This is a genomic window from Phenylobacterium sp. J426 (genome assembly GCF_024699945.1).
Lineage (GTDB): Bacteria > Pseudomonadota > Alphaproteobacteria > Caulobacterales > Caulobacteraceae > Phenylobacterium.
Genome location: NZ_JAJOMY010000001.1, coordinates 3,236,955 through 3,255,583 on the forward strand (window position 1 = coordinate 3,236,955; position 18,629 = coordinate 3,255,583).

17 protein-coding genes and 2 pseudogenes are annotated in these 18,629 nt (G+C 68.1%); 6 read left to right on the forward strand and 13 right to left on the reverse strand.

Annotated elements, in window-relative coordinates:
* Positions 1-356 precede the first annotated feature (356 nt).
* The 4 genes from LRS10_RS17070 to LRS10_RS17085 form a co-directional block, all read right to left on the reverse strand.
* A complete protein-coding gene (locus LRS10_RS17070; RefSeq protein WP_257838306.1) occupies positions 357-779 on the reverse strand; it encodes a hypothetical protein in 423 nt (140 codons plus the stop codon).
* A gap of 182 nt (positions 780-961) precedes the next feature.
* A complete protein-coding gene (locus tag LRS10_RS17075; RefSeq protein WP_257838307.1) occupies positions 962-1,393 on the reverse strand; it encodes a hypothetical protein in 432 nt (143 codons plus the stop codon).
* Positions 1,394-1,617: 224 nt separating this feature from the next.
* Positions 1,618-1,983 (reverse strand): helix-turn-helix domain-containing protein, encoded by a 366-nt coding sequence (locus LRS10_RS17080; protein ID WP_257838308.1) that lies wholly within the window; start codon positions 1,981-1,983, stop codon positions 1,618-1,620.
* 356 nt (positions 1,984-2,339) lie between these two features.
* Positions 2,340-2,555, reverse strand: a complete 216-nt coding sequence (locus LRS10_RS17085) for a hypothetical protein (RefSeq protein ID WP_257838309.1) — start codon at positions 2,553-2,555, stop codon at positions 2,340-2,342.
* A gap of 215 nt (positions 2,556-2,770) precedes the next feature.
* On the opposite strand from LRS10_RS17085, the gene LRS10_RS17090 reads away from it, so the two are divergent.
* From LRS10_RS17090 to LRS10_RS17100, 3 genes are all read left to right on the forward strand, one after another.
* Positions 2,771-3,379: a hypothetical protein gene (locus LRS10_RS17090; RefSeq protein WP_257838310.1), complete on the forward strand. Its 609-nt coding sequence runs from the start codon at positions 2,771-2,773 to the stop codon at positions 3,377-3,379.
* Positions 3,351-4,550: a site-specific integrase gene (locus LRS10_RS17095; protein WP_257838311.1), complete on the forward strand. Its 1,200-nt coding sequence runs from the start codon at positions 3,351-3,353 to the stop codon at positions 4,548-4,550. Before LRS10_RS17090 ends, LRS10_RS17095 begins: the two co-directional genes overlap by 29 nt.
* A gap of 332 nt (positions 4,551-4,882) precedes the next feature.
* The gene (locus tag LRS10_RS17100) at positions 4,883-5,314 is read left to right on the forward strand and encodes a DUF2147 domain-containing protein (protein ID WP_257838312.1); all 432 of its coding nucleotides are present in this window, start codon (positions 4,883-4,885) and stop codon (positions 5,312-5,314) included.
* On the opposite strand, the gene LRS10_RS17105 is transcribed toward LRS10_RS17100, so the two are convergent.
* Both LRS10_RS17105 and LRS10_RS17110 read right to left on the reverse strand, forming a co-directional pair.
* Positions 5,311-5,826: a TadE/TadG family type IV pilus assembly protein gene (locus tag LRS10_RS17105; protein WP_257838313.1), complete on the reverse strand. Its 516-nt coding sequence runs from the start codon at positions 5,824-5,826 to the stop codon at positions 5,311-5,313. The genes LRS10_RS17100 and LRS10_RS17105 overlap by 4 nt on opposite strands.
* Positions 5,823-6,317 carry a TadE/TadG family type IV pilus assembly protein gene (locus LRS10_RS17110; RefSeq protein WP_257838314.1) on the reverse strand — a complete coding sequence of 165 codons (495 nt, stop codon included), beginning with the start codon at positions 6,315-6,317 and terminating at the stop codon, positions 5,823-5,825. The genes LRS10_RS17105 and LRS10_RS17110 overlap by 4 nt, the downstream gene beginning before the upstream one ends.
* A gap of 150 nt (positions 6,318-6,467) precedes the next feature.
* Between LRS10_RS17110 and LRS10_RS17115 the strand changes: the two genes are divergently transcribed.
* Positions 6,468-8,081, forward strand: a complete 1,614-nt coding sequence (locus LRS10_RS17115) for a pilus assembly protein TadG-related protein (protein WP_257838315.1) — start codon at positions 6,468-6,470, stop codon at positions 8,079-8,081.
* On the opposite strand, the gene LRS10_RS17120 is transcribed toward LRS10_RS17115, so the two are convergent.
* The 3 genes and pseudogenes from LRS10_RS17120 to LRS10_RS25235 form a co-directional block, all read right to left on the reverse strand.
* The gene (locus LRS10_RS17120) at positions 8,032-8,565 is read right to left on the reverse strand and encodes an MOSC domain-containing protein (RefSeq protein ID WP_257838316.1); all 534 of its coding nucleotides are present in this window, start codon (positions 8,563-8,565) and stop codon (positions 8,032-8,034) included. The genes LRS10_RS17115 and LRS10_RS17120 overlap by 50 nt on opposite strands.
* A gap of 84 nt (positions 8,566-8,649) precedes the next feature.
* Entirely contained in the window at positions 8,650-9,786 is a 1,137-nt protein-coding gene (locus LRS10_RS17125; protein WP_257838317.1) for an MFS transporter, read from the reverse strand.
* Positions 9,787-9,838: 52 nt separating this feature from the next.
* Positions 9,839-10,366, reverse strand: a pseudogene (locus tag LRS10_RS25235) (MFS transporter); the annotation flags it as partial.
* A gap of 87 nt (positions 10,367-10,453) precedes the next feature.
* Between LRS10_RS25235 and LRS10_RS17130 the strand changes: the two are divergent.
* On the forward strand, positions 10,454-10,684 hold the full coding sequence (locus LRS10_RS17130) for a sulfurtransferase TusA family protein (protein WP_257838318.1): 231 nt from the start codon (positions 10,454-10,456) through the stop codon (positions 10,682-10,684).
* On the opposite strand, the gene LRS10_RS17135 is transcribed toward LRS10_RS17130, so the two are convergent.
* The 3 genes and pseudogenes from LRS10_RS17135 to LRS10_RS17145 form a co-directional block, all read right to left on the reverse strand.
* The gene (locus tag LRS10_RS17135; RefSeq protein WP_257838319.1) at positions 10,681-11,589 is read right to left on the reverse strand and encodes a YihY/virulence factor BrkB family protein; all 909 of its coding nucleotides are present in this window, start codon (positions 11,587-11,589) and stop codon (positions 10,681-10,683) included. The genes LRS10_RS17130 and LRS10_RS17135 overlap by 4 nt on opposite strands.
* A 196-nt stretch (positions 11,590-11,785) precedes the next feature.
* Positions 11,786-12,896, reverse strand: a pseudogene (locus tag LRS10_RS17140) (CaiB/BaiF CoA transferase family protein).
* Positions 12,897-12,955: 59 nt separating this feature from the next.
* Positions 12,956-13,720, reverse strand: coding sequence for an SDR family NAD(P)-dependent oxidoreductase (locus LRS10_RS17145; RefSeq protein WP_257838320.1), 765 nt, complete (start codon positions 13,718-13,720; stop codon positions 12,956-12,958).
* A gap of 118 nt (positions 13,721-13,838) precedes the next feature.
* On the opposite strand from LRS10_RS17145, the gene LRS10_RS17150 reads away from it, so the two are divergent.
* Positions 13,839-15,170, forward strand: a complete 1,332-nt coding sequence (locus LRS10_RS17150) for a diguanylate cyclase domain-containing protein (RefSeq protein ID WP_257838321.1) — start codon at positions 13,839-13,841, stop codon at positions 15,168-15,170.
* On the opposite strand, the gene mfd is transcribed toward LRS10_RS17150, so the two are convergent.
* The gene (gene mfd / locus LRS10_RS17155) at positions 15,167-18,619 is read right to left on the reverse strand and encodes a transcription-repair coupling factor (RefSeq protein WP_257839196.1); all 3,453 of its coding nucleotides are present in this window, start codon (positions 18,617-18,619) and stop codon (positions 15,167-15,169) included. The genes LRS10_RS17150 and mfd overlap by 4 nt on opposite strands.
* Between the last annotated feature and the right edge of the window lie 10 nt (positions 18,620-18,629).

An 18,629-nucleotide genomic window follows, 5' to 3' on the forward strand; every position in this document is an offset into this window, starting at 1 on the left:
ACGTGGCCCGAGGTGCTTCGGGGGTTGAGGGGCGTTCATGTCAACTCAGTCTCCGTGGGCGGGATTCACGCGTGTGTTTGCCCGCCGTCGCCTTCCGCGAGCGCCGCCGTAGGAACCCAAGCGGCCCCCCCGGTGAAGCTTGTTGACCCATGCTCGTGGTGAGCGGTCCACGACGGCGCGGGGTTCGTCTGTGGCCCGTCCGCTCCGGTCCGCGTCCACCGCACCGGGCCGGGCCATGCTCTCCGCGCGTGTCACACGGCCGAGCGTGGGAGCGCCGTGCACGGGCGCATGAGTACCGGCGGTGCGGTGGTGGGGCCGAAGGCTTGCGGGGCCTTGGCGGGGCTCGTGCGGGGCGGTCACGGTTCGCCCTCCCCAAGCCGGACCCAACATGCGCCGAGGACGGCGGCCCTCACGATGCGGGGAGCCCGACGCTTCACCACCTCGCCCTCGGCCCACGTCAGCAGCTCGTGGCCGCCAATGCTCTGCAACCGCTCGCCCAACACCCGAACGGCAAGCGCGGCGGCGCTGGCGGTGGGAGCTTGGGCGATGAACGCGGCGGCGGTCTTGCGGGTCTTCGCCAGGACGAACGAGTCGAGGCCGAGGAGGTGAGCCCGGGCACCCGGCGCGGCGATGGCGGCCAACAGGGTGTCCAACGTGTCGAGGATGCCAAGCACCTCGGCCCGGTAGGTCGGTGGCGTGGGCACCTCCACAACCTGTCGGGCTCGTGGAGCACGGCGGCGGTCCGGCTTGGGTTCGTGGTCGGCGTGGGCGAGGGTCACGACTCGGCTTGCTCCTCAACGTGGTGCTGCGGGGGGTGTGTCGGCCGAAAGCTCGGCGTCGGCGTACGCGGCCACGGCCTTGAGGGCGGCGCGAATGTCGCTCGGTGGGCGAAAGGCCAAGGCCCGGTTGGCGGCGTCGCGGAGCGCGGCGTGGACGGCTCGGCGGGGATAGGCGCGGGTTGTCACGCGGCACCTCTTGCGGCGGGTGTTGGCTGAGTCTGGTCAGGTTCCAGACGCTGCGAGGCGGGTTCGGCTTCTGCGAGGGCTTGGGCCGCCTCCGTCCACGGCTCGGGCTGATAGTCCGCAAAGCTCGCCACCACTTGCTGCGCGTCGGCGTCGCGTTGCTCGGCTCGGCGCTTGTGCCGCCGCGTGGGTGGGGCGGGCTGCGGGTTCTCGCTTGGCGGCTTGTGCTTCCGCGCTACCTCGGCCGCGAGGAACGCCCCTAGGTCACGGATGCACCCGGTCGCATGGGCCACGCCGTCCACCACGACGGCTCTCACCGTGGGCCAATGCCGCCCCTCATCCCGCCAAGCCTTCACGGCCTTGCCGACGTGCGGGCGGTCGAGTTCATGCACCGAGGCCAGTTCGGGGCACGCGTCGAGCAACGCGGCCACCGGGTCGGCTGGCCACCCCTCGTCCACTTCGATGGAATCGACCGAACCCGCCGCGTCGCTTCCGAGCGGCGCGGAGTCGTCGTCTCTAGTTGGACTAGTTGAGTCCTTAGTTGATTCAGGGGGCTGCGTAGCCCTCTCCCCGGGGGCTGCGTAACCCTCTCGGTGAGGGCTAGCTAGCCCTCTCCCCTCCTGTGGGGGGTGGGGGCTGCGTAGCCCTCTCCCTCCTATACCCTCATCTGCCTTGGGAGGGGTTGCGTAGCCCTCTCCCTCCCATCGTGAAGACCCGGCTCCACGCCTCTCGGCAACGTCGGAACATAGAGGCTGGACTCCGCGCCTCGCCCCTCCCGGGCCGTGCGGAGGTATCCGGCTCTTTCGAGGTTGGCGATGAGGCGACGGAGGTTGCGTTTCTCGATGCCCAACACCTCGGAAAGCCAGCCGAGGCCGGTGAAGGCACCGCCGCGCTCCGGGTTGAATTTGTTGAACATGGCAACGGCCACGTCCGTCTCCCGGCCACAGAAGCCGTGAGCGGCGACGGCCTCAAGCCAACCGATACGGAAGGCGAGGTCAGCCCAAGCTGGCGGGGCGCTCATGCGCGCCTCCCGAGCTTTGTGCGGGTCGCGCGGCGGGGTACACTTCGGGCGGTTGGACTTGAGCGTTGGGCTCGGGGCGCTGGCGGCGCTCCGGGCCTTCGCTCATTTGGCGGCGTGCCTCGGCGCACCCGGAGGATGCCGAGCGCCCGGGCTGCGGCGTGCCTCCGCGCAAGCGCCGTTGCGTGTGGCCATCGACGCCGAAACTCGGAGCCAAGCTCGGAGGCCGGGAGCCGCCCGGCCGCGTCCGCGAGCCATCGGGCCATCCCATCATCAGGTAGTGGCGACCCTCGGGGCCGCTCGGTCACGCTCATGGAAAGCTCCACTGAGTTGGCGTGGCGTGACCGTGGTTGGCCGGTTCAGGCGGCGGCGGTGTCGTCGCCTAGGAGCATGGCTCGCACCCGAGCCACCTCCGCTTGGGTGATGCGGTCACGTCCGGCGAAGCGGACGACCCGCACCTCCCCGTTCTTCACCGCCGTGAGCAACGACTTGTACGAAACCCCGAGCGCCGCGCTGGCCTCGGGAAGCGAATAGCCCGCGCGGGGATTGCGCGGTTTGAAGGGTTGAAGCTCCATCGGACTGGCTCCGTCGTGTTCTCTACGTGTTCCTTTCTGTGATGCGGATAATAGCGAGTCAATCCGCATATTGAGCTTGCCGCGACGTTTTTTCGTCAGCTATGAGAGAGGCAGAAACAGGCAAGAACGGAACGAGAGGGAAAACCGAGGTGCGGGAGCCGTTGGTGTTTCGAGGCCGAAGCTGGCCAGCCGCGAGAGGCACCCCCGCCGCGCGGTTGGGCGACGGCGGCGAGTTCGGCCTTGGCTCCGTCCTCGTCCATACGAGCGGTGCCGGTCGGGAATACGAGGTGCGCGAGCCTCAAGCGTGGTGGCGGGACTTTGCCGAGGTCGCGCCGCACGATGAGCGCCGCGCGGTGTCGTTCGTGCAACGGCGCGGCGACCCGGCGGGCGTCCTCTCCCCGACTAATCCCGTCTCCACGACGGCCGAGGCGTGGGTGTCGTTGCGCGCCCTACTCCGTGCCGCCGCGCGGGCATGGGAGCCGGGGCGCGAGAACGCCGAGAGCCGATACGGCCACGGCGGCGTCTCTCCGTCCGATGCCGTGAGGGAGTTCCTTGGCGCGCTCGGCCCCGGCTGGACCGATGAGCTTTCCGTCACTTACGACGGGCTCCAGCCGGTGACGGTCGCCAGGACCCTCCGCGCCTTCATGCTCGCCTCCGCAATGGCCTCCCTTCGCCACCGCGCACCCATGCGCTGGTGCGCCTACTGCCATTCATGGTTCCACCCGGCCCGCACCGACGCGCGGTTTGACACCGCCTCGTGCCGCGCGGCCTTCGCCAACCGCAGGAGTTCGCCCCATGGCGTCGCATCGCAAGATAAAGACTAGGGCCGGGAGCGCTCGTTGGGAGGCGCGGTGGCGCGAGCCCGGACCGGGCGGCAAGACGGTGGACCGCAAGCGCAACTTCTCCACGGAGAAGGAGGCGAAGGCACACGCCCGCAAGATGGCCGAGGAACGCGAGGCGCGCGGCGTCGGTGACATCGGCAAGCACACGGTGGCCACGTTCCTGCGCCGTTGGCTGGACCACCTCGAAAGCCGGGCGGACTGTGCCCCCACGACGCTCGCGGGCTATCGACGCCATGCCGAGGCGGCCATCCACCACATCGGCCACGTCCCGCTCGAAAAGCTCGCGCCGCTGGACCTTGACCGGCTGTACGCCACCTTGCTGGCCAAGGGCGGGCGGCCCTACGCGAACGGGAAACCGCCTAAGCCACTGTCCCGCCAAAGCGTCCTTCACATCCACCGCGTGGCTCACACCGCGTTCAAGCAAGCCGTGAAATGGAAGCTCATCGGTGAAAACCCCGCCGCCAACGCCACCCCACCCTCGGTGCCTGACCGGCACACGCGCGGGTACACCAAGGCCGAGACTACGAGGGTTCTAGAGGCGGCCAGCGGCGACGCGGTGGGCTATTGCGCCCTCGCCCTCTTGCTCACGACCGGAATCCGGCGCTCGGAGCTATTGGGGCTCGCGCTGGACAGCTTGGACCTTGAGGCGGGCACCATCGCCATCCGGCGCACCGTCACCGAGGTGCGGGGCATGCCGCCCGTGGTCCGAGAGATAACTAAGAACAAGTCCTCCCGGCGCACCCTCTCCATACCGCCCGCCGTCGTGACGCTCTTACGGGCTCAAAAGGCGCGCGTGCTTGAGGACGCGATGGCTTGGGGAGCCGAGTATCACCGCGACCCGATGTACCTTTTCCCGGGGCTCGCGGGCGCTCCAATGGACCCCATGGCCTTGACCGTGAAGCTCCGTCAGTTTCGACGGCGGGCGGGCGTCGAGGATGTCCAGCCGGTCCACGGCTGGCGGCACTCGGCGGCGAGCTTGCTCATCGCGGACGGCACCGACGTTAAGACCACCCAAAGCCGCCTCGGGCACTCCACACCCGTCATCACGCTCAAGCTCTACGCCGACAAGGTGGACGAGCGGGACCGGGCGGCGGGCGAGTCCTTGGCCGGGTATCTTGGCCCGGTTCCGAAGGCCGCGAGCGACGGCGCTTGAGGCCACAACGAGGCCACACGAGAGCTTGCACGGGGTGTGCAAACGCTAGAATGGCCGAACCCCAGAGAGGCCAATTTGCACAATCCGTGCAATGGCTTACGGGAAAATTCGGCAAGGCCGGGAAAGAGGCGGAAAGCGCCTTTTCGGTCTTGAAAACCGCCGTGGGTGGAAGCTCACCGTGGGTTCGAATCCCACCCCATCCGCCATTGCGCTTCCGCGGCGCAGGGCTGACGAGGCGAGACGCCGTTCAGGTTCCGTCCACCAAACTCCTGACAGATGCTGAGGTCGGTCGCGTTTGCACGTCCGCCGAACTGCGGTAGCTGAGATCCTGAATGCGCATCTCCAAGATCGTCCTTGCCCTGATGGCCACGGCCCTGCTTGCGGGTCCTGTCGCAGCCCAGGCTCCTGTCGCGGGCGGAGGGCAGATCTACGGCGTCTGGCGCAATCCGAAGAACAGCGTCCACGTGGATGTGCGCCCCTGCGGCCCGAGCGCCTGCGGCTACGTCGTCTGGGCGAACGCCGAGGCGCAGGCTGATGCCCGCGACGGCGGCACGCCAAACCTCATCGGCCTGCAACTCTTCCGGAACTTCAACCCACAGGCCAATGGCCGCTGGCGGGGCAAGGTGTTCGTCCCGGATCTCAACGCCACCTTCAGCGGCACGGCGGAACTCCTCGACGAGGACAGGCTGCGCGCCCGTGGCTGTCTGATCGCCAACATCGCCTGCAAGTCGCAGGTCTGGGTGCGCGTCGCCGCGCCGCGCTAGCGCTTCTCCACCTTGGTCGCGACCCGGGGCCGGACGTAGGCGGTCTGACGCAGGGTGAACTTGTCCAGCAGGTACACGCTGATGGCGGGGCGATAGTCGTAGCGGGCCTCGGCTACGATGATGCTTTCGTTGGGGGCCAGGAAGTTGGGGGGCGCGGTTGCAGCGGGGGCCGCCCCGAAATTTCGACCGACGCTCCAGTCCACGACCACGGCGCCTTGCGCATTGGCCGTGAGGCTGGTGATCCGCTCGCCCAGCGGCGCGGTGGGATACGGCCGCATCATGGCGTCGCCGGCCAGCAGGATATCCGCTAGATCCGCGTCGCTCACGGTCCGGGACTGGGATGTGACGTCTGCGATGGAGGCGGCCACATGCCCCACGCGCGTTCGAACCTGCCAGGCCTGTACAAACTCCACGACCGCGAGGTGCATGAACACCAGGAACGGCAGGATCAGGGCGAATTCCACCGCGGCCGCACCATGCTCGTCCCGGCCAAACCTGCGAAGCGCATTCATTTGTACGGCTCGTTCTTGAACGCCGTGCGCGCGTCGAGCAGCACCTCGCCCGCGGCGCTGGGGGTTCCGTAGAAGCCGAGTTGCGGCGTCAGCAATGGATACCGATAGCTGGCGCGAACCATGATGATGTCGCCCGCGCTCCCCTTGTTGAACGTGCCGTCCGGCAGCCCGCTCGCCGCAGCGGCGGCCTGGCCGAAGTTGGCGTATCGCTGGACGCTGACCTGCAGGCGCGCGCGGCACTCGTCGTTGTCCTCGCCGAGAGCCTGGCAGACGAACGCCTCGAACTGTGGCGCATCATTGGGGCCGTCGGACTGCCCGGTCCGGATCATGCGGCCGGTCCGGGCGATGGCGTTGTCGAGGCCGGCCGACATCATGCCGACGACCGCCACCTCCAGGGTGGCGAACAGGAGGAAGATCAGGATGGGCGCCACGATCGCGAATTCGATCGCGGTCCCGCCTCGCTCGTCCTGATAGAAACGGCGCGCAGCCACGGAGGCGCTCCCTTGAAGGTCCGCGCGCATGCTGACCCGGGCCGGCAAAGGCCGGGTTAAGTCCTGGGGCGTCTTGGTGGACGAGCCTTAACCAGTTCCGATCACTCGCCGTTAGCGGCGTTCGGCCATGCTCGCGGGGCTATGGGCATCATGCGCATGACTTGGCCGCGCCTCGTCCGCGGCCTGATCGGCCGATGGGCCGACGACCGCGGCAACGTCGCGATCACGGTGGCGATCGCCATGCTGCCGATCTCCTTCGGCACGCTGGCGGCCGTCGACCTGGCGCGCGGCGCCAGCGCCCGCGTTCAGCTCCAGGACGCCCTCGACGCCGCCGCCCTGGGCGCGGCGCGATCGACGTCCAACGATCCGGCGATGCTTCAGGCCAGCGGCGAGCGGCTGCTGCGCCAGAACCTCGCGCTGGGCTCCGACTTCGAACTGATGTCCTCGTCCTTCCGGTTCGGCGAAGGCAACAGAGTTCTGGCGAGCGCGCAGATCCGCGTGGAGCCCTACGTGGCCGGCATGATCGTCGCGCCGAACATGGACATCAACGTCAGCACGGATGTCGTGCGCGCGGGCATGAAACTCGAGATCGCGATGGTCCTCGATAACACCGGGTCCATGGATCAGAACAACAAGATGTTCTACCTCAAGGACGCGGCGACGAAGTTCGTGAGCAAGATGGAGGAAGCCTCGAAAGGCGCTTCCGAGCCGAACACCATCAAGATCTCGCTGGTCCCCTTTTCACACACCGTTCGGCTGAGCCCGTCGCTATATCGAAACGCGGTCTGGATCGACCAGAACGGCGTCTCGCCCATCAACAACGAGATCTTCACGACGGCCGAAGGGACCCAGTGGGCCAACCGCTTCACGCTGTTCCAACAGCTGGGCGAGAGCTGGGCCGGCTGCGTCGAGAGCCGTCAGGCGCCGTACGACGTGCAGGACACGCCGCCAAGCGCCGGAGCCACCCTGTTCACCCCCTATTTCGCGCCCGACGAACCCGATGTGAAGGCTGACTGGTACTTCGACAGCTTCCCGCACAACTACCTGTCGGACGAGGTCAAGAAGGGCGCCGACTGGCGGGTGCGTTTCGGCAACCTGGCCAAGTACAACAAGAGCTTCCGCACGGATCCAAACAAGGGGCCTAACACGGGCTGCAACATCAGTACGATCGTGCGGCTCACGACCGATTTCTCAGCTCTGCGCACCGCCATCAACCAGATGAATGCCTCAGGCTCGACCAATATTCCGATCGGTCTTGTCTGGGGCTGGCACACCCTGGCGCCGATGGCCCCGTTCAACGATGCGGTGCCCTACCGAACCGACAAGCACAAGAAGATCGTCGTCCTGATGACCGACGGGCTGAACGAGATCCGGCAGATCGATACGCCGAACGGTTCCACCTACACTGGCATCGGGCACGCGCGGCAAGGCCGGATCATCAAGGCGGATGGAACGCCGATGAACCAGAACACCAGCGACCAGGACCGCACGGCCGCGCTCGATCACCGCTTGAGCCTGCTGTGCAACAACATGAAGGCCGCGGCGAAGGACATCGAGATCTACACCATTCGTGTCGAGGTGAACTCGGGGTCCAGCAACGTGCTCAGGAACTGCGCGTCCTCGCCAGACAACTATTACGACGGAAGAACGCGTCGCAGATGGCGCTCGCCTTCCAGAGCATCGCAGGTCAGATCGCAGCCCTGCACCTCGCCCGCTAGACCGGGCGCAACGCCACCTGCGGGCCGTCGGGAAGTTGGACGGTGATGCGATCTCCCGCCCTCGCCTCGCCGCCGGCCAGCACGATCGCCATGACGCCGGCCTTGCGGACGGGTTCGCTGCCGGGTCCTCGTCCGAGGCAAGCCTGCATCAGCCCGGGCGCTATGGCTTCCAACTGAACGCAGGGATTGCGCAGGCCGGTCAGTTCGAGAACCACCGTGTCGCCGACATGCACTCGCGCCCCTTTCGGGAGGGAGAGCAAGTCGAGGTCGCGTGTGGTGATGTTCTCGCCCATCAGACCCGGACGAACGGCGAAGCCCTGAGCCGCCAGCTCGTCGAAAAGCTCGGCGTGGATCAGATGCACCTGCCGGAGGTTCGGCAGGCCGGGATTGAAGCGGCGGCGACTGCGATGTCGCACCTTCGACCCGCAGTGGGCGTCGCCCTCCACGCCTTCCCCGGCGATCAGCCGGATCATCAATTGATTGGGCTTGTCGACGCCGTGGCTCTTCTTGCGGCTCACCGCCACGACCATGCCTGCCCCGCCGGATCCCATGGTCTAGGCATAGACCCGTTCGGGCGCGACGTCAGCGGCGCAACAGACGGCCGCTCTCGGCGTTCACGCTTCATGACCCCGATGCCAGGCCTTTCGATGGAAGAACGGGGCCTCCTCCGCGAGGCCCTCAACGGTCCGCTCGTCGACCGCGACCCTGTCGCCGTCGGCCTGTGCATCCGGCTTTGCGGGCTGAAGCTGCTGCAGCGTGCCGGGGGCATCGCCGCCGCCAACGGCTGGCGCGGTTCGCCCAACGCGTTCTTCCTGACGCGGGATGGCTGGGAGCTGATGAAGCTCGAGCGCCGCGGACCGGCGATCCGCCGCGCGGTCTAGGAAGCGTCGTCCCTTGCGAGGGACAGCGGCGCAGCCACCTCTTCCAGCGACTTCCTCTCGGCCCGCACCCCCAGCCACAGGGCCATGACGGCGGCCACGAGCATCAGGACGCCGCCAAGCAGATAGCCGTGGAAGATCTGGCTCCGCTCCCCGGTGTCGATCAGGGGCGCCGAACAGCGCCGGTCCAGCCACCCCGCCCAGAAGCGTGCCGGTTGCGTAGAACAGGGAGATCGTGATGGCGCGCGTCTCCAACGGAAACAGTTCGCCGACCGTCAGATAGGCGGCGCTCGCACCGGCCGAGGCGAAGAAGAAGATCACCATCCACGCCGCAGTCTGGGTTTCGGCAGTCAGAGCGCCTTCGGCGAACAGCCATCCCGTCAGGCACAGCAGCGTCCCGGCCACAGCGTAGGTGGCCGAGATCATGATCTTGCGCCCGATACTGTCGAACAGCCGTCCCAGCAGCAGTGGCCCGGTGACGTTCCCGAGCGCGAACGGCAGCATGAACCAGCCGATGTTCTCCGCGGCCACGCCATAGAAGCGGGTGAGGATCAGGGCGTAGGTGAAGAAGATGGCGTTGTAGCAGAACGCCTGGGTGGCCATGAGCACGAGCCCCAGGGTCGTCCGCCTGGGATGATCCTTGAACAATGTCCGCGCGATGTCGGCCCACCGGGTCGGCCCGCGATGCACGAATGTCAGCCTGGGGAGCGGCCGGATCATCGGCGGCAGCGCCACGTGGCGTTCCACGCGCGCCTCGATCTGACGAACCACGGCCTCGGCCTCGTCCGGGCGGCCGTGGGTGAGCAGCCAGCGCGGGCTCTCCGGAATGTAGCGCCGCACGAAGACGATGATCAGGGCGAGCAGTCCCCCCAATGATGAAGGCCAGCCTCCAGCCCAGCGCCTGGTCCACCACGTCGGGGTCGAGCACCACGAGGGAGCCCATGGCCCCCAGCGCGGCGCCGATCCAGAAGCTGCCGTTGATGGCGAGCGCGGTCTGGCCGCGCCGCCGTGCGGGAATCAGTTCGTCGATGGCGGAGTTGATCGCACCATACTCGCCGCCGATGCCGGCGCCCGTCAGGAAGCGGAACAGCAGGAATGACCAGTAGTCCCAGGCGAAGCCGCTCAGGACTGTCGCCACCATGTAGACGAGCACGGTGATCGTGAAGAGCCGCTTCCGCCCATAGGCGTCCGTAAGCCGTCCGAACACCACGGCTCCGATAACTGCGCCGAGGATGTAGGCGCTGGCGGTCCAGCCGATCTGCTGGGCCGTGAGGTTCAGACCGTCGGGCCCGGCGATGGCCGGCGAGAGCGAGCCCACGAGGGTCACCTCAAGGCCGTCCAGGATCCAGGTGACGCCGAGCGCGATCACCACCAGCCAGTGGAAACGGCTGAACGGCAGGCGATCGAGCCTGGCCGGAATGTCCGTCGTGAAGACCTTCCCCGTCCCGTGCATCCGCGTCCCGACCTCTCCCTGGTGCGGCGTCAACGCGTGAAGGCCAAGCTTGGGTCCCGCATGGCGACTGGTGTAGAGGCCGCGACCATGTCGTCCGAAGAAACCTTGGTGGACGCCCGCGGCCACCGCTGCCCCGTGCCCACGCTGCGATTGCGCCGTGCGTTGGAGGCTGCTCCAGCTGGCGGCCGCGTCCGTCTGCTGGCCGACGACCCCCTCGCCCGTATCGACGTGCCGCATTTCGCCGCCCAAGCCGGAGCCACGGTGCTCGAGCAGGCCGAGACCGACGGCGACCTGAGCTTCCTGGTCGCGAAGCCCTAGGCGCGACGGCGTCTGTGAAGCGCCAGTTCGACTTCGGTCGCCAGCGCGCCGCCGAAGAACAGGGCGTTCACGTTCCAGGACAACCAGATCAGGAAGATCACGACCGTGGCCACCGACCCGTAGGTCGCGCCGAGTTGGGCGATCTGCTCGACGTAGAAGCCCAGGGCCCACGACGCGAAGATGCACAGCGCCGCCGCCGCCGCACCGCCCAGAAACGACGCGCGCCAGTCGACCGGGTCCCGCGACATCGCCCAGCGATAGATCAGCGTCATGCCGGCGGCCATGCCGGCGCTGGCCCAGGTCCATTCGCTGTACAGCCACCAGGCGCCGCGTAGAGGCCGCAGGTCGAAGGTCTCGCCGAGGATACGGAAGCCGAAGAACACGATCGACAGCGCGCCAAGCCCGGTGAAGACGGCGATCAGCACGCCCAGGGCCAACAGGTTGAAGCCGACGAAGCCTCGCGGCTTATCTTCGTCGTGAATGAAGGACAGCCCCGCAAGCAACGCCTTGAAGCCGCGGTGGGTCGCATAGCCGCCGACCACCAGGGCGATGCCGCTCTGCACCGAGATCGCCTCGAACGGCGCGTGGCTGAGCCGCAGCATCTCGCTCTGGAAGATCAGCCGGGCGGCGTCGGGCATGAGCCGGGCCAGGTATTCGCCCTGGGCCGCCGCCTGGGCAGGGTCGGAAACCAGGCTGTAGACGCCCATCAGGATCGCCAAAGCCGGGAAGATCGCCAGCATGGCGAAGAAGCTGACGCCCCCGGTGTAGAGCATGACGTCCCGGCCCCAGAGGCGGGTCAGCGACCTGCCCATGATGACCATGGCCGTCCGCGCCCAATGCGTGGGGTCCCAATCCATGGCGCGCAGCCGTGCGGCGAGGCTCTTCATCGCGCGCAGGGTGGTCAAGCGGTCCCTGACTCGCAACCCGCGTCGGCGAGACGGTCAAAACCATAACGGCCCGCTACCCTGGGGTAGCGGGCCGCCGATGGGCGTGTCGTTCCATCCGGGGCGGCCGCCGCTTCGAGGGACGGGAGAGCGCGACGACCGTCCGATGCGGAACTTGCGGCTCGCCGGCTGAACCCAGTCTGAACGGCGCTTTCAGCTACAGCGCTGCGATCTCGGCCTCGGAGAAGCCCCAATCCTTCAGCGCCTCGGCGTTATGCGCGCCCACCTGAGGCGGCGGGCCCTGTATCTTGCCGGGAGTGGCCGAGAACCGCGGCGCGGGCGCCGGCTGGATGACGCCGGCGACCTCTACGAACGTCTCGCGGGCCTTGTTATGGGCATGCTGCGGCGCCTCGTCGAGGTCGAGGATCGGGGCGAAGCAGACATCGGTCGCCTCCATGAGTTCGCACCATTCCGCCTGGGTCTTGGCGCCGATCACCTGAGCCAGCTTCTCGCGCAGTTGGGGCCACGCGCTCTTGTCCATCTGTCGCTGGAAATCGGGGTCCGTGATGCCGGTCTTCTCCAGCAGCAGCGCGTAGAACTGCGGCTCGATCGAGCCGATCGACACCCACTTCCCGTCCGAGCACTGGTAGGTGTCGTAGAAGTGGGCCCCGCCATCCAGGAGGTTCGAGCGTCGCTGCTCCGTCCACATGCCGGACGCCTTGAAGCCGTAGAACATGGCCATGAGCGAGGCGGCGCCGTCGCTCATGGCGCAGTCGATGACCTGACCCTTTCCGGTCTCACGGGCGCTGATCACGCCGGCCAGGATGCCGAAAGCAAGATAGAGCGCTCCGCCGCCGAAATCGCCGACCAGATTCAGAGGCGGGACCGGCTTTTCGTCAGTGCCGATGGCGTGCAGCGCGCCGGTGATGGCGATGTAGTTCATGTCGTGGCCAGCGGCCTGGGCGTAGGGGCCGGTCTGGCCCCAGCCGGTCATGCGACCGTAGACCAGCTTCGGATTGCGCTTCAACGCCACGTCCGGACCAAGGCCTAGCCGCTCCATCACACCCGGCCGAAAGCCCTCGAAAACGACGTCGGCCTTCTCCATCAGTTTCAGGCAGGTCTCGACCGCGTCAGGTGACTTGAGGTCCAACGCCACCGAGCGGCGGCCGCGCGCGGTGATGTCCGAGGGCGCGCCCCCCGCGTCCGCCCTTCCGATCGATGCGGATCACGTCCGCGCCCAGGTCGGACAGCAGCATGCCGCAGAAGGGCCCGGGACCGATCCCGGCGAATTCGACGATCTTCAGGCCCGTGAGCGGTCCCTGGCGCATGGCTTCCTCCTGGTTTGCGGCGAACCTAGGAACGATGACGCGCCGTCAGCCAAGTCACGCTAGCCGCCCCCGGGAAGAGACTGGCCATCGTCCACCGTCACAAGCGTGCCCGTGATCGCCTTCGCGCCCGGTCCGGCCAGCATCATGAAGGCGGCGTCCAGATCGGAGGCCTCCATCAGTCGGCGGCGGGGGAAGCCCTTCAGCTGCTTCTGCCCGCCCTCGGTGGGCCACCACGCATCGTTGATCGCCGTCTCGATGTAGCCGGGGCACAAGGCGTTCACGGCGATGCCGCGCCGGGCCCACTCGCGCGCCAGGCTCTTGGTCAGCATGCCGACCGCCGCCTTCGACCCGCAGTAGGCCGACAGTCCGGGCAGGACGGTGTGGCTGGCGATGGAGCCGATGTTGACGATGCGGCCCTCGACACCGGCGGCGATCATCCGCCGGGCGGCCTCGACGGCGGCGAAATAGGTCCCGCGCACGTTCACGGCGAAGGTGTTGTCGAAATCCTCGATCGAGATGTCCAGCGCCAGGCCCTCGCCGCCGACCCCGGCGTTGTTCACCAGGATTTCGATCGTTCCGAGCTTGGCCTGAATCTCGTCGAAGGCAGGCCCGATGGCGTGAGCATCCGCCACGTCGAGCGGCAGCGCCAAGGCCTTGCCGCCGGCCGAATTGATATCTTCGGCGAGCGCCTCGATGCGGTCTACCCGGCGCGCGGTGATCGCCACGGCCGCGCCTTCCCGCGCCAGCAGGCTCGCGAAATGCGCGCCAAGGCCACCGCTCGCGCCGGTCACCACGGCGACCTTCCCAGACAATTGTCCCGACATCCCCTCGTTCCTCCGACGCTTCAGCGTTTCTGCAACCATTGCGCGCGCCTAGTCTCTGCGGCTTTGGGCCCGCGCGATTCCGTGCTTAGGACAGCGACGGGCGTTTTGGGATGGGGAAATGGCGTCAGGCGTACAGGCCCGGGTGTTGATCGCAGCGCGCGATGATTCCGTGGCCGGACCTCTCGCCGAAGGGCTGGATCGCCTCGGCTGGCGCACAGTGACCGCACGCCGGCTCGTCACGGCCGAGACCGCGTTGTCGGATCTGCAGATCGAAGCCGCCATCATCGATCTCGCCGGCTTCGGCGACGAGGCCGAGGGCATCGCCGGGCGGCTGAAGGCCGCCTGTGCTCCACGCCGTCTTCCGGTCATCGGCATGGGCAGACCTGACCCTTTCCTGAAGGACCTGGGATTCGATCTCGTGGTGGCTCCGCCATTGCACCCGGCTCAGGCGGCCATGCGGCTGGAAAGCCTCGTCCGCACGGCGGTGTCCGAGGAGGAGTTCGAGCTTCGCCTCGAGAGCTTCGCCGAGCGGGGCCATCTGCTGGAGCTGCCGGCCGACGATCCCACGCCCTACCGGGTTCTCGCCATCGGCGAGCCGGCGCCCCAGTTCCTGGCGCTCTCCAACGCACTGGCCCGCAACGGCGCCGAGGTCACCGGCGCCTTCACCGCGTTCACGGCCTTCGATTTCCTGCATGAGCGGCCGTTCGACGCCGTCGTGCTCTGGGCCGGCGACAGTCCGCAGGAGGCGCTCTCCATCGCCGCCGGCATGCGTCGCAATACGCGTCTCTATCACACGCCCGCCCTGCTCTATCTCAAGGGCGAGGCCACGCTGACGGCCGCGGAGGCCTACAACCGCGGCATCAGCGACGTGGCGACGCCGGACACCGCCGAAAGCGAGACGGCTCGCCGGGTCGTCGAACTCGCCCGCGCGTTCCGCCGGCAAAAGGCGGTGCGCGACGCGCTGGAGCAGGCCCGCCATTCGGGCCTGATGGACGCCGCTACCGGCCTGTTCACCCGCGATCTGTTCGCCGCTCACCTCGCGCGGCTGGCGCGCGCCTCGCGGGCGCGCAATCGGCCGCTGAGCGTCTGCGTGCTGAAGCTGGCCGAAAAGCCCGAACTCCGCGCGCCCCGCGCCGGCGGCTGGGTGGCCCGCGCCGTGCCCCAGATCGGCTCTATGGTGGGCCGTCTCGTTCGGGTCGAGGACACGGGCGCCCGGCTCGGGCCGGAGGTGTTCGCTCTCGCCCTCCCCGCCACGCCGCTGCACGCCGCCGAAGCCGCGGGCCAGCGCATCTCCGCCGTCATCGGCTGCACGGCGTTCGAAGCCGGCCAAGGGAACAAGCCGTTTGTCGTCGACTTCGACATGGGCGCCGCCGAGGTCACGTCCCCGGACGCCGTCGTCCAGGCCCTCGAGCAGGCCGCCGCGGCCGCCGCCGGGCGCAAGGCTGGTTAGGCCGCCAGCTTCGCGAGCTCCCGAAGGACCTTCTCCGCCGCATCGAGGCGCTGCTTCGGCGTCTCCCACTCGCCCTTCACCACGACCTTGTTGTCGGGGCGGAGCTTCCAGGCGACCTGGTTCTTGGCCAGGAATGGGATCAGGTTCTCAGGCTTGGCGAACTGGTCGTTGCGGAACGTCACCACGGCGCCCTTCGGACCGACGTCGATCTTCGAGACGTTGGCCTCGCGGCACAGGCCCTTGATGGCGACGACCTTCAGCAGCTGGTCGGCTTCGGCCGGCAGTGGGCCGAACCGGTCGATCAGCTCGGCCGCCAGCGCTTCGCGGTCGTCCGCCTTCTCGGCGTCCGAGATCCGACGGTAGATCGCCAGGCGGACGTTGAGATCCGGGATGTACTCGTCCGGCAGAAGCACTGCCGCGCCGGTGTTGATCTGCGGGGACCAGCCGCGATCGTGGACGAGGCCCTCGGCGCCGGCGCGGGTCTTCAGCTCGTTCACCGCATCCTCCAGCATCTGCTGGTACAGCTCGACGCCGATCTCGCGGATATGGCCCGACTGCTCCTCGCCCAGCAGATTCCCACCGCCGCGGATGTCGAGGTCGTGGCTGGCCAGCTGGAAGCCGGCGCCCAGGTTGTCGAGGGATTGCAGCACCTTCAGGCGCTTCTCCGCCGACAGGGTCAGCTGCTTCTCGGCCGGCGTGGTCATGTAGGCGTAGGCCCGCGCCTTCGACCGGCCCACGCGTCCGCGCAGCTGGTAGAGCTGCGCCAGGCCGAACATGTCGGCGCGATGGATGATCAGGGTGTTGGCCGTCGGGATATCGAGGCCGCTCTCCACGATCGTGGTCGACAGCAGCACGTCGTACTGGCCGTCGTAGAAGGCGGTCATCACCTCCTCGAGCTGGGTCGGGCTCATCTGGCCGTGGCCGACCACGAACTTCACTTCGGGGACCTGTTCGCGCAGGAAGCGTTCGAGCTCCGGGAGGTCGTTGATCCGCGGGGCCACGAAATAGGCCTGGCCGCCGCGGTACTTCTCGCGAAGCAGCGCCTCGCGGACGACCACCGGATCCCACGGTGTGATGTAGGTCCGAACCGCCAGGCGATCGACCGGGGGCGTCGCGATGATCGACATCTCCCGGATGCCGGACAGCGACATCTGCAGCGTCCGCGGGATCGGCGTCGCAGTCAGCGTCAGCATGTGTACGTCGGCCCGAAGCTCCTTGAGCTTCTCCTTGTGCTTCACGCCGAAGTGCTGCTCCTCGTCGACGATCACGAGGCCGAGGTCCTTGAAGCTGACCTGCTTCGAGAGCACCGCGTGCGTGCCGACGACGATCTCGACCTCGCCCTTGGCCAGCCCGTCCCGCGTTTCCGCAGCTTCCTTGGCGGGCACGAGACGCGACAGACGCCGCACCTTCACGGGCCAGCCCTCGAACCTCTCGGTGAAGGTCTTGTAGTGCTGACGGGCCAGGAGCGTCGTGGGGGCCACGATCGCCACCTGCTGGCCGCTCATCGCCACCACGAAGGCCGCACGCAGCGCCACCTCGGTCTTCCCGAAGCCCACGTCGCCGCAGATCAACCGGTCCATCGGCTTGCCGGCGGACAGGTCCTCCAGGACGTCTCCGATGGCCATGAGCTGGTCGTCGGTTTCCTCGTACGGGAAGCGGGCGCAGAACTCGTCGAACACGCCCTGCGGCGGCTCCACGGCGTCGGTCGTCTTGGTGGCGCGCTCCGCGGCGATGCGGATCAGGCCGTCGGCCATCTCGCGCAGGCGCTCCTTGGCCCGTGCTTTGCGCGCCTGCCAGGCGGCGCCGCCCAGCCGGTCCAGCTGCACATTCTCGCCGTCCGCGCCGTAGCGGGTCAGCAGGTCGATGTTTTCTACGGGTAGGTAGAGTTTGGCCTCGCCGCCGTAGTGCAGCTCCAGCGTGTCGTGTGGCGCGCCCTGCACGTCCAGGGTCTTCAGGCCCGCATAGCGCCCGATGCCATGGTCGATATGCACCACCAGGTCGCCGGTCGTCAGCGCCGACGCCTCGGCCAGGAAGTTGGAGGCCCGCCGCCGCTTGCGCGGTCGCGCCAGCCGGTCGCCCAGGATGTCCGTCTCGGAGATGACCGCCAGGCTGTCGGTCTCGAAGCCGTGGTCCAGCGGCAGCACGACCCGCTGCGGCTTCTTGGGATCGGCGGCCTTCGCCTGGTCCCAGTAGGACGCCAGGGGCAGGCTCTTCAGCCCGTGGTCCGACAGCATGTGGCCGAGGCGGTCCGACGAGCCGTCCGACCATGAGGCGAACAGCACCCGCTTGCCGTCGCCGGACAGCTTCTTCGCGTGGTCGACCGTCGCCTCGAACAGGTTGACGCTGTCCAGCTTGCGCTCCGGCCCGAAGTCGCGCCCCTGGCGAGCGCCCATGTCGAGCACCGCCTCGCCTTCGGCCTCGTTGAAGGCCGAGAAGCGCCGCGTCGCTCGCTTCGCCAGCAACTCCGCCCACTCATCCTTGCCGAGATAGAGCCGCGTGGGCTCCAACGGGTGGTAGTGGGTCTTCCGCTCGTTCGCCGTCCGGCTCTCGTAGGCGTCAGCGATCATCGCCAGCCGTTCGTCGCGGGCGTCGCGGGAGAGGTGGTCGAGCGCGATCAGCGCATCTGCCGGCAGATAGTCGAAGAGCGTCCCCAGGTCGCCGTAGAACAGCGGCAGGTAGTGCTCCATCCCCGCGCGGCGGCCGCCTTCCGAGATCGCGGCGTACAGCGGGTCGTCGCCCGGCGCGCCAAAGCTCTCGAGGTATCCGGTTCGGAAGCGGCTGATGGCGTCGGCGTCCAGCAGCGCCTCGCTGACCGGAAGCAGGCTGACGTCCTTGAGCTGCTTCGTGGAGCGCTGGGTCTCGGGGTCGAAGGCGCGGATGCTCTCCAACGTGTCGCCGAACAGGTCCAGGCGCACGGGCTCCTCGGCCGTCGGCGGAAAGACGTCGATGACGCCGCCGCGGATGGCGAACTCGCCCTTGTCGGAGACGGTCGAGGCGCGGCTGTAGCCGTTGACCGCGAAATAGCGTTCGAGGTCGCCGATATCGACGGAGTTGCCGACCTTCGCCGCATAGCTGGCGCGCTTGACGAACTTCACGGGCGGCACGCGCTGCAACAGCGCCGGGACGGATGTCACCAGCAGGACGGGCTTCTTGTCATCGAGGCCGTGGGCGAGCCGCGAGAGCGTCGCCATGCGCTGGGCGGCGATACCTGGCGAAGGCCCGATCCGGTCGTACGGCAGACAGTCCCAGGCCGGGAAGGTGATCACCTCGACGCTCTCCGCGAAGAACCGGAAGGCGTCGACGAAGGCCGAGATGCGAGCGCCGTCGCGGGCGACGAAGACCGACAGGCCCTTCCGCGCCTTGACCACGTCCGCCATCACCAGCGCATCGAAGCCCTCGGGCGCCCCGACCAGGTCCAGACGGCCGGGATCCTCGGCGACCCGACGCAGTTGGGCGGCG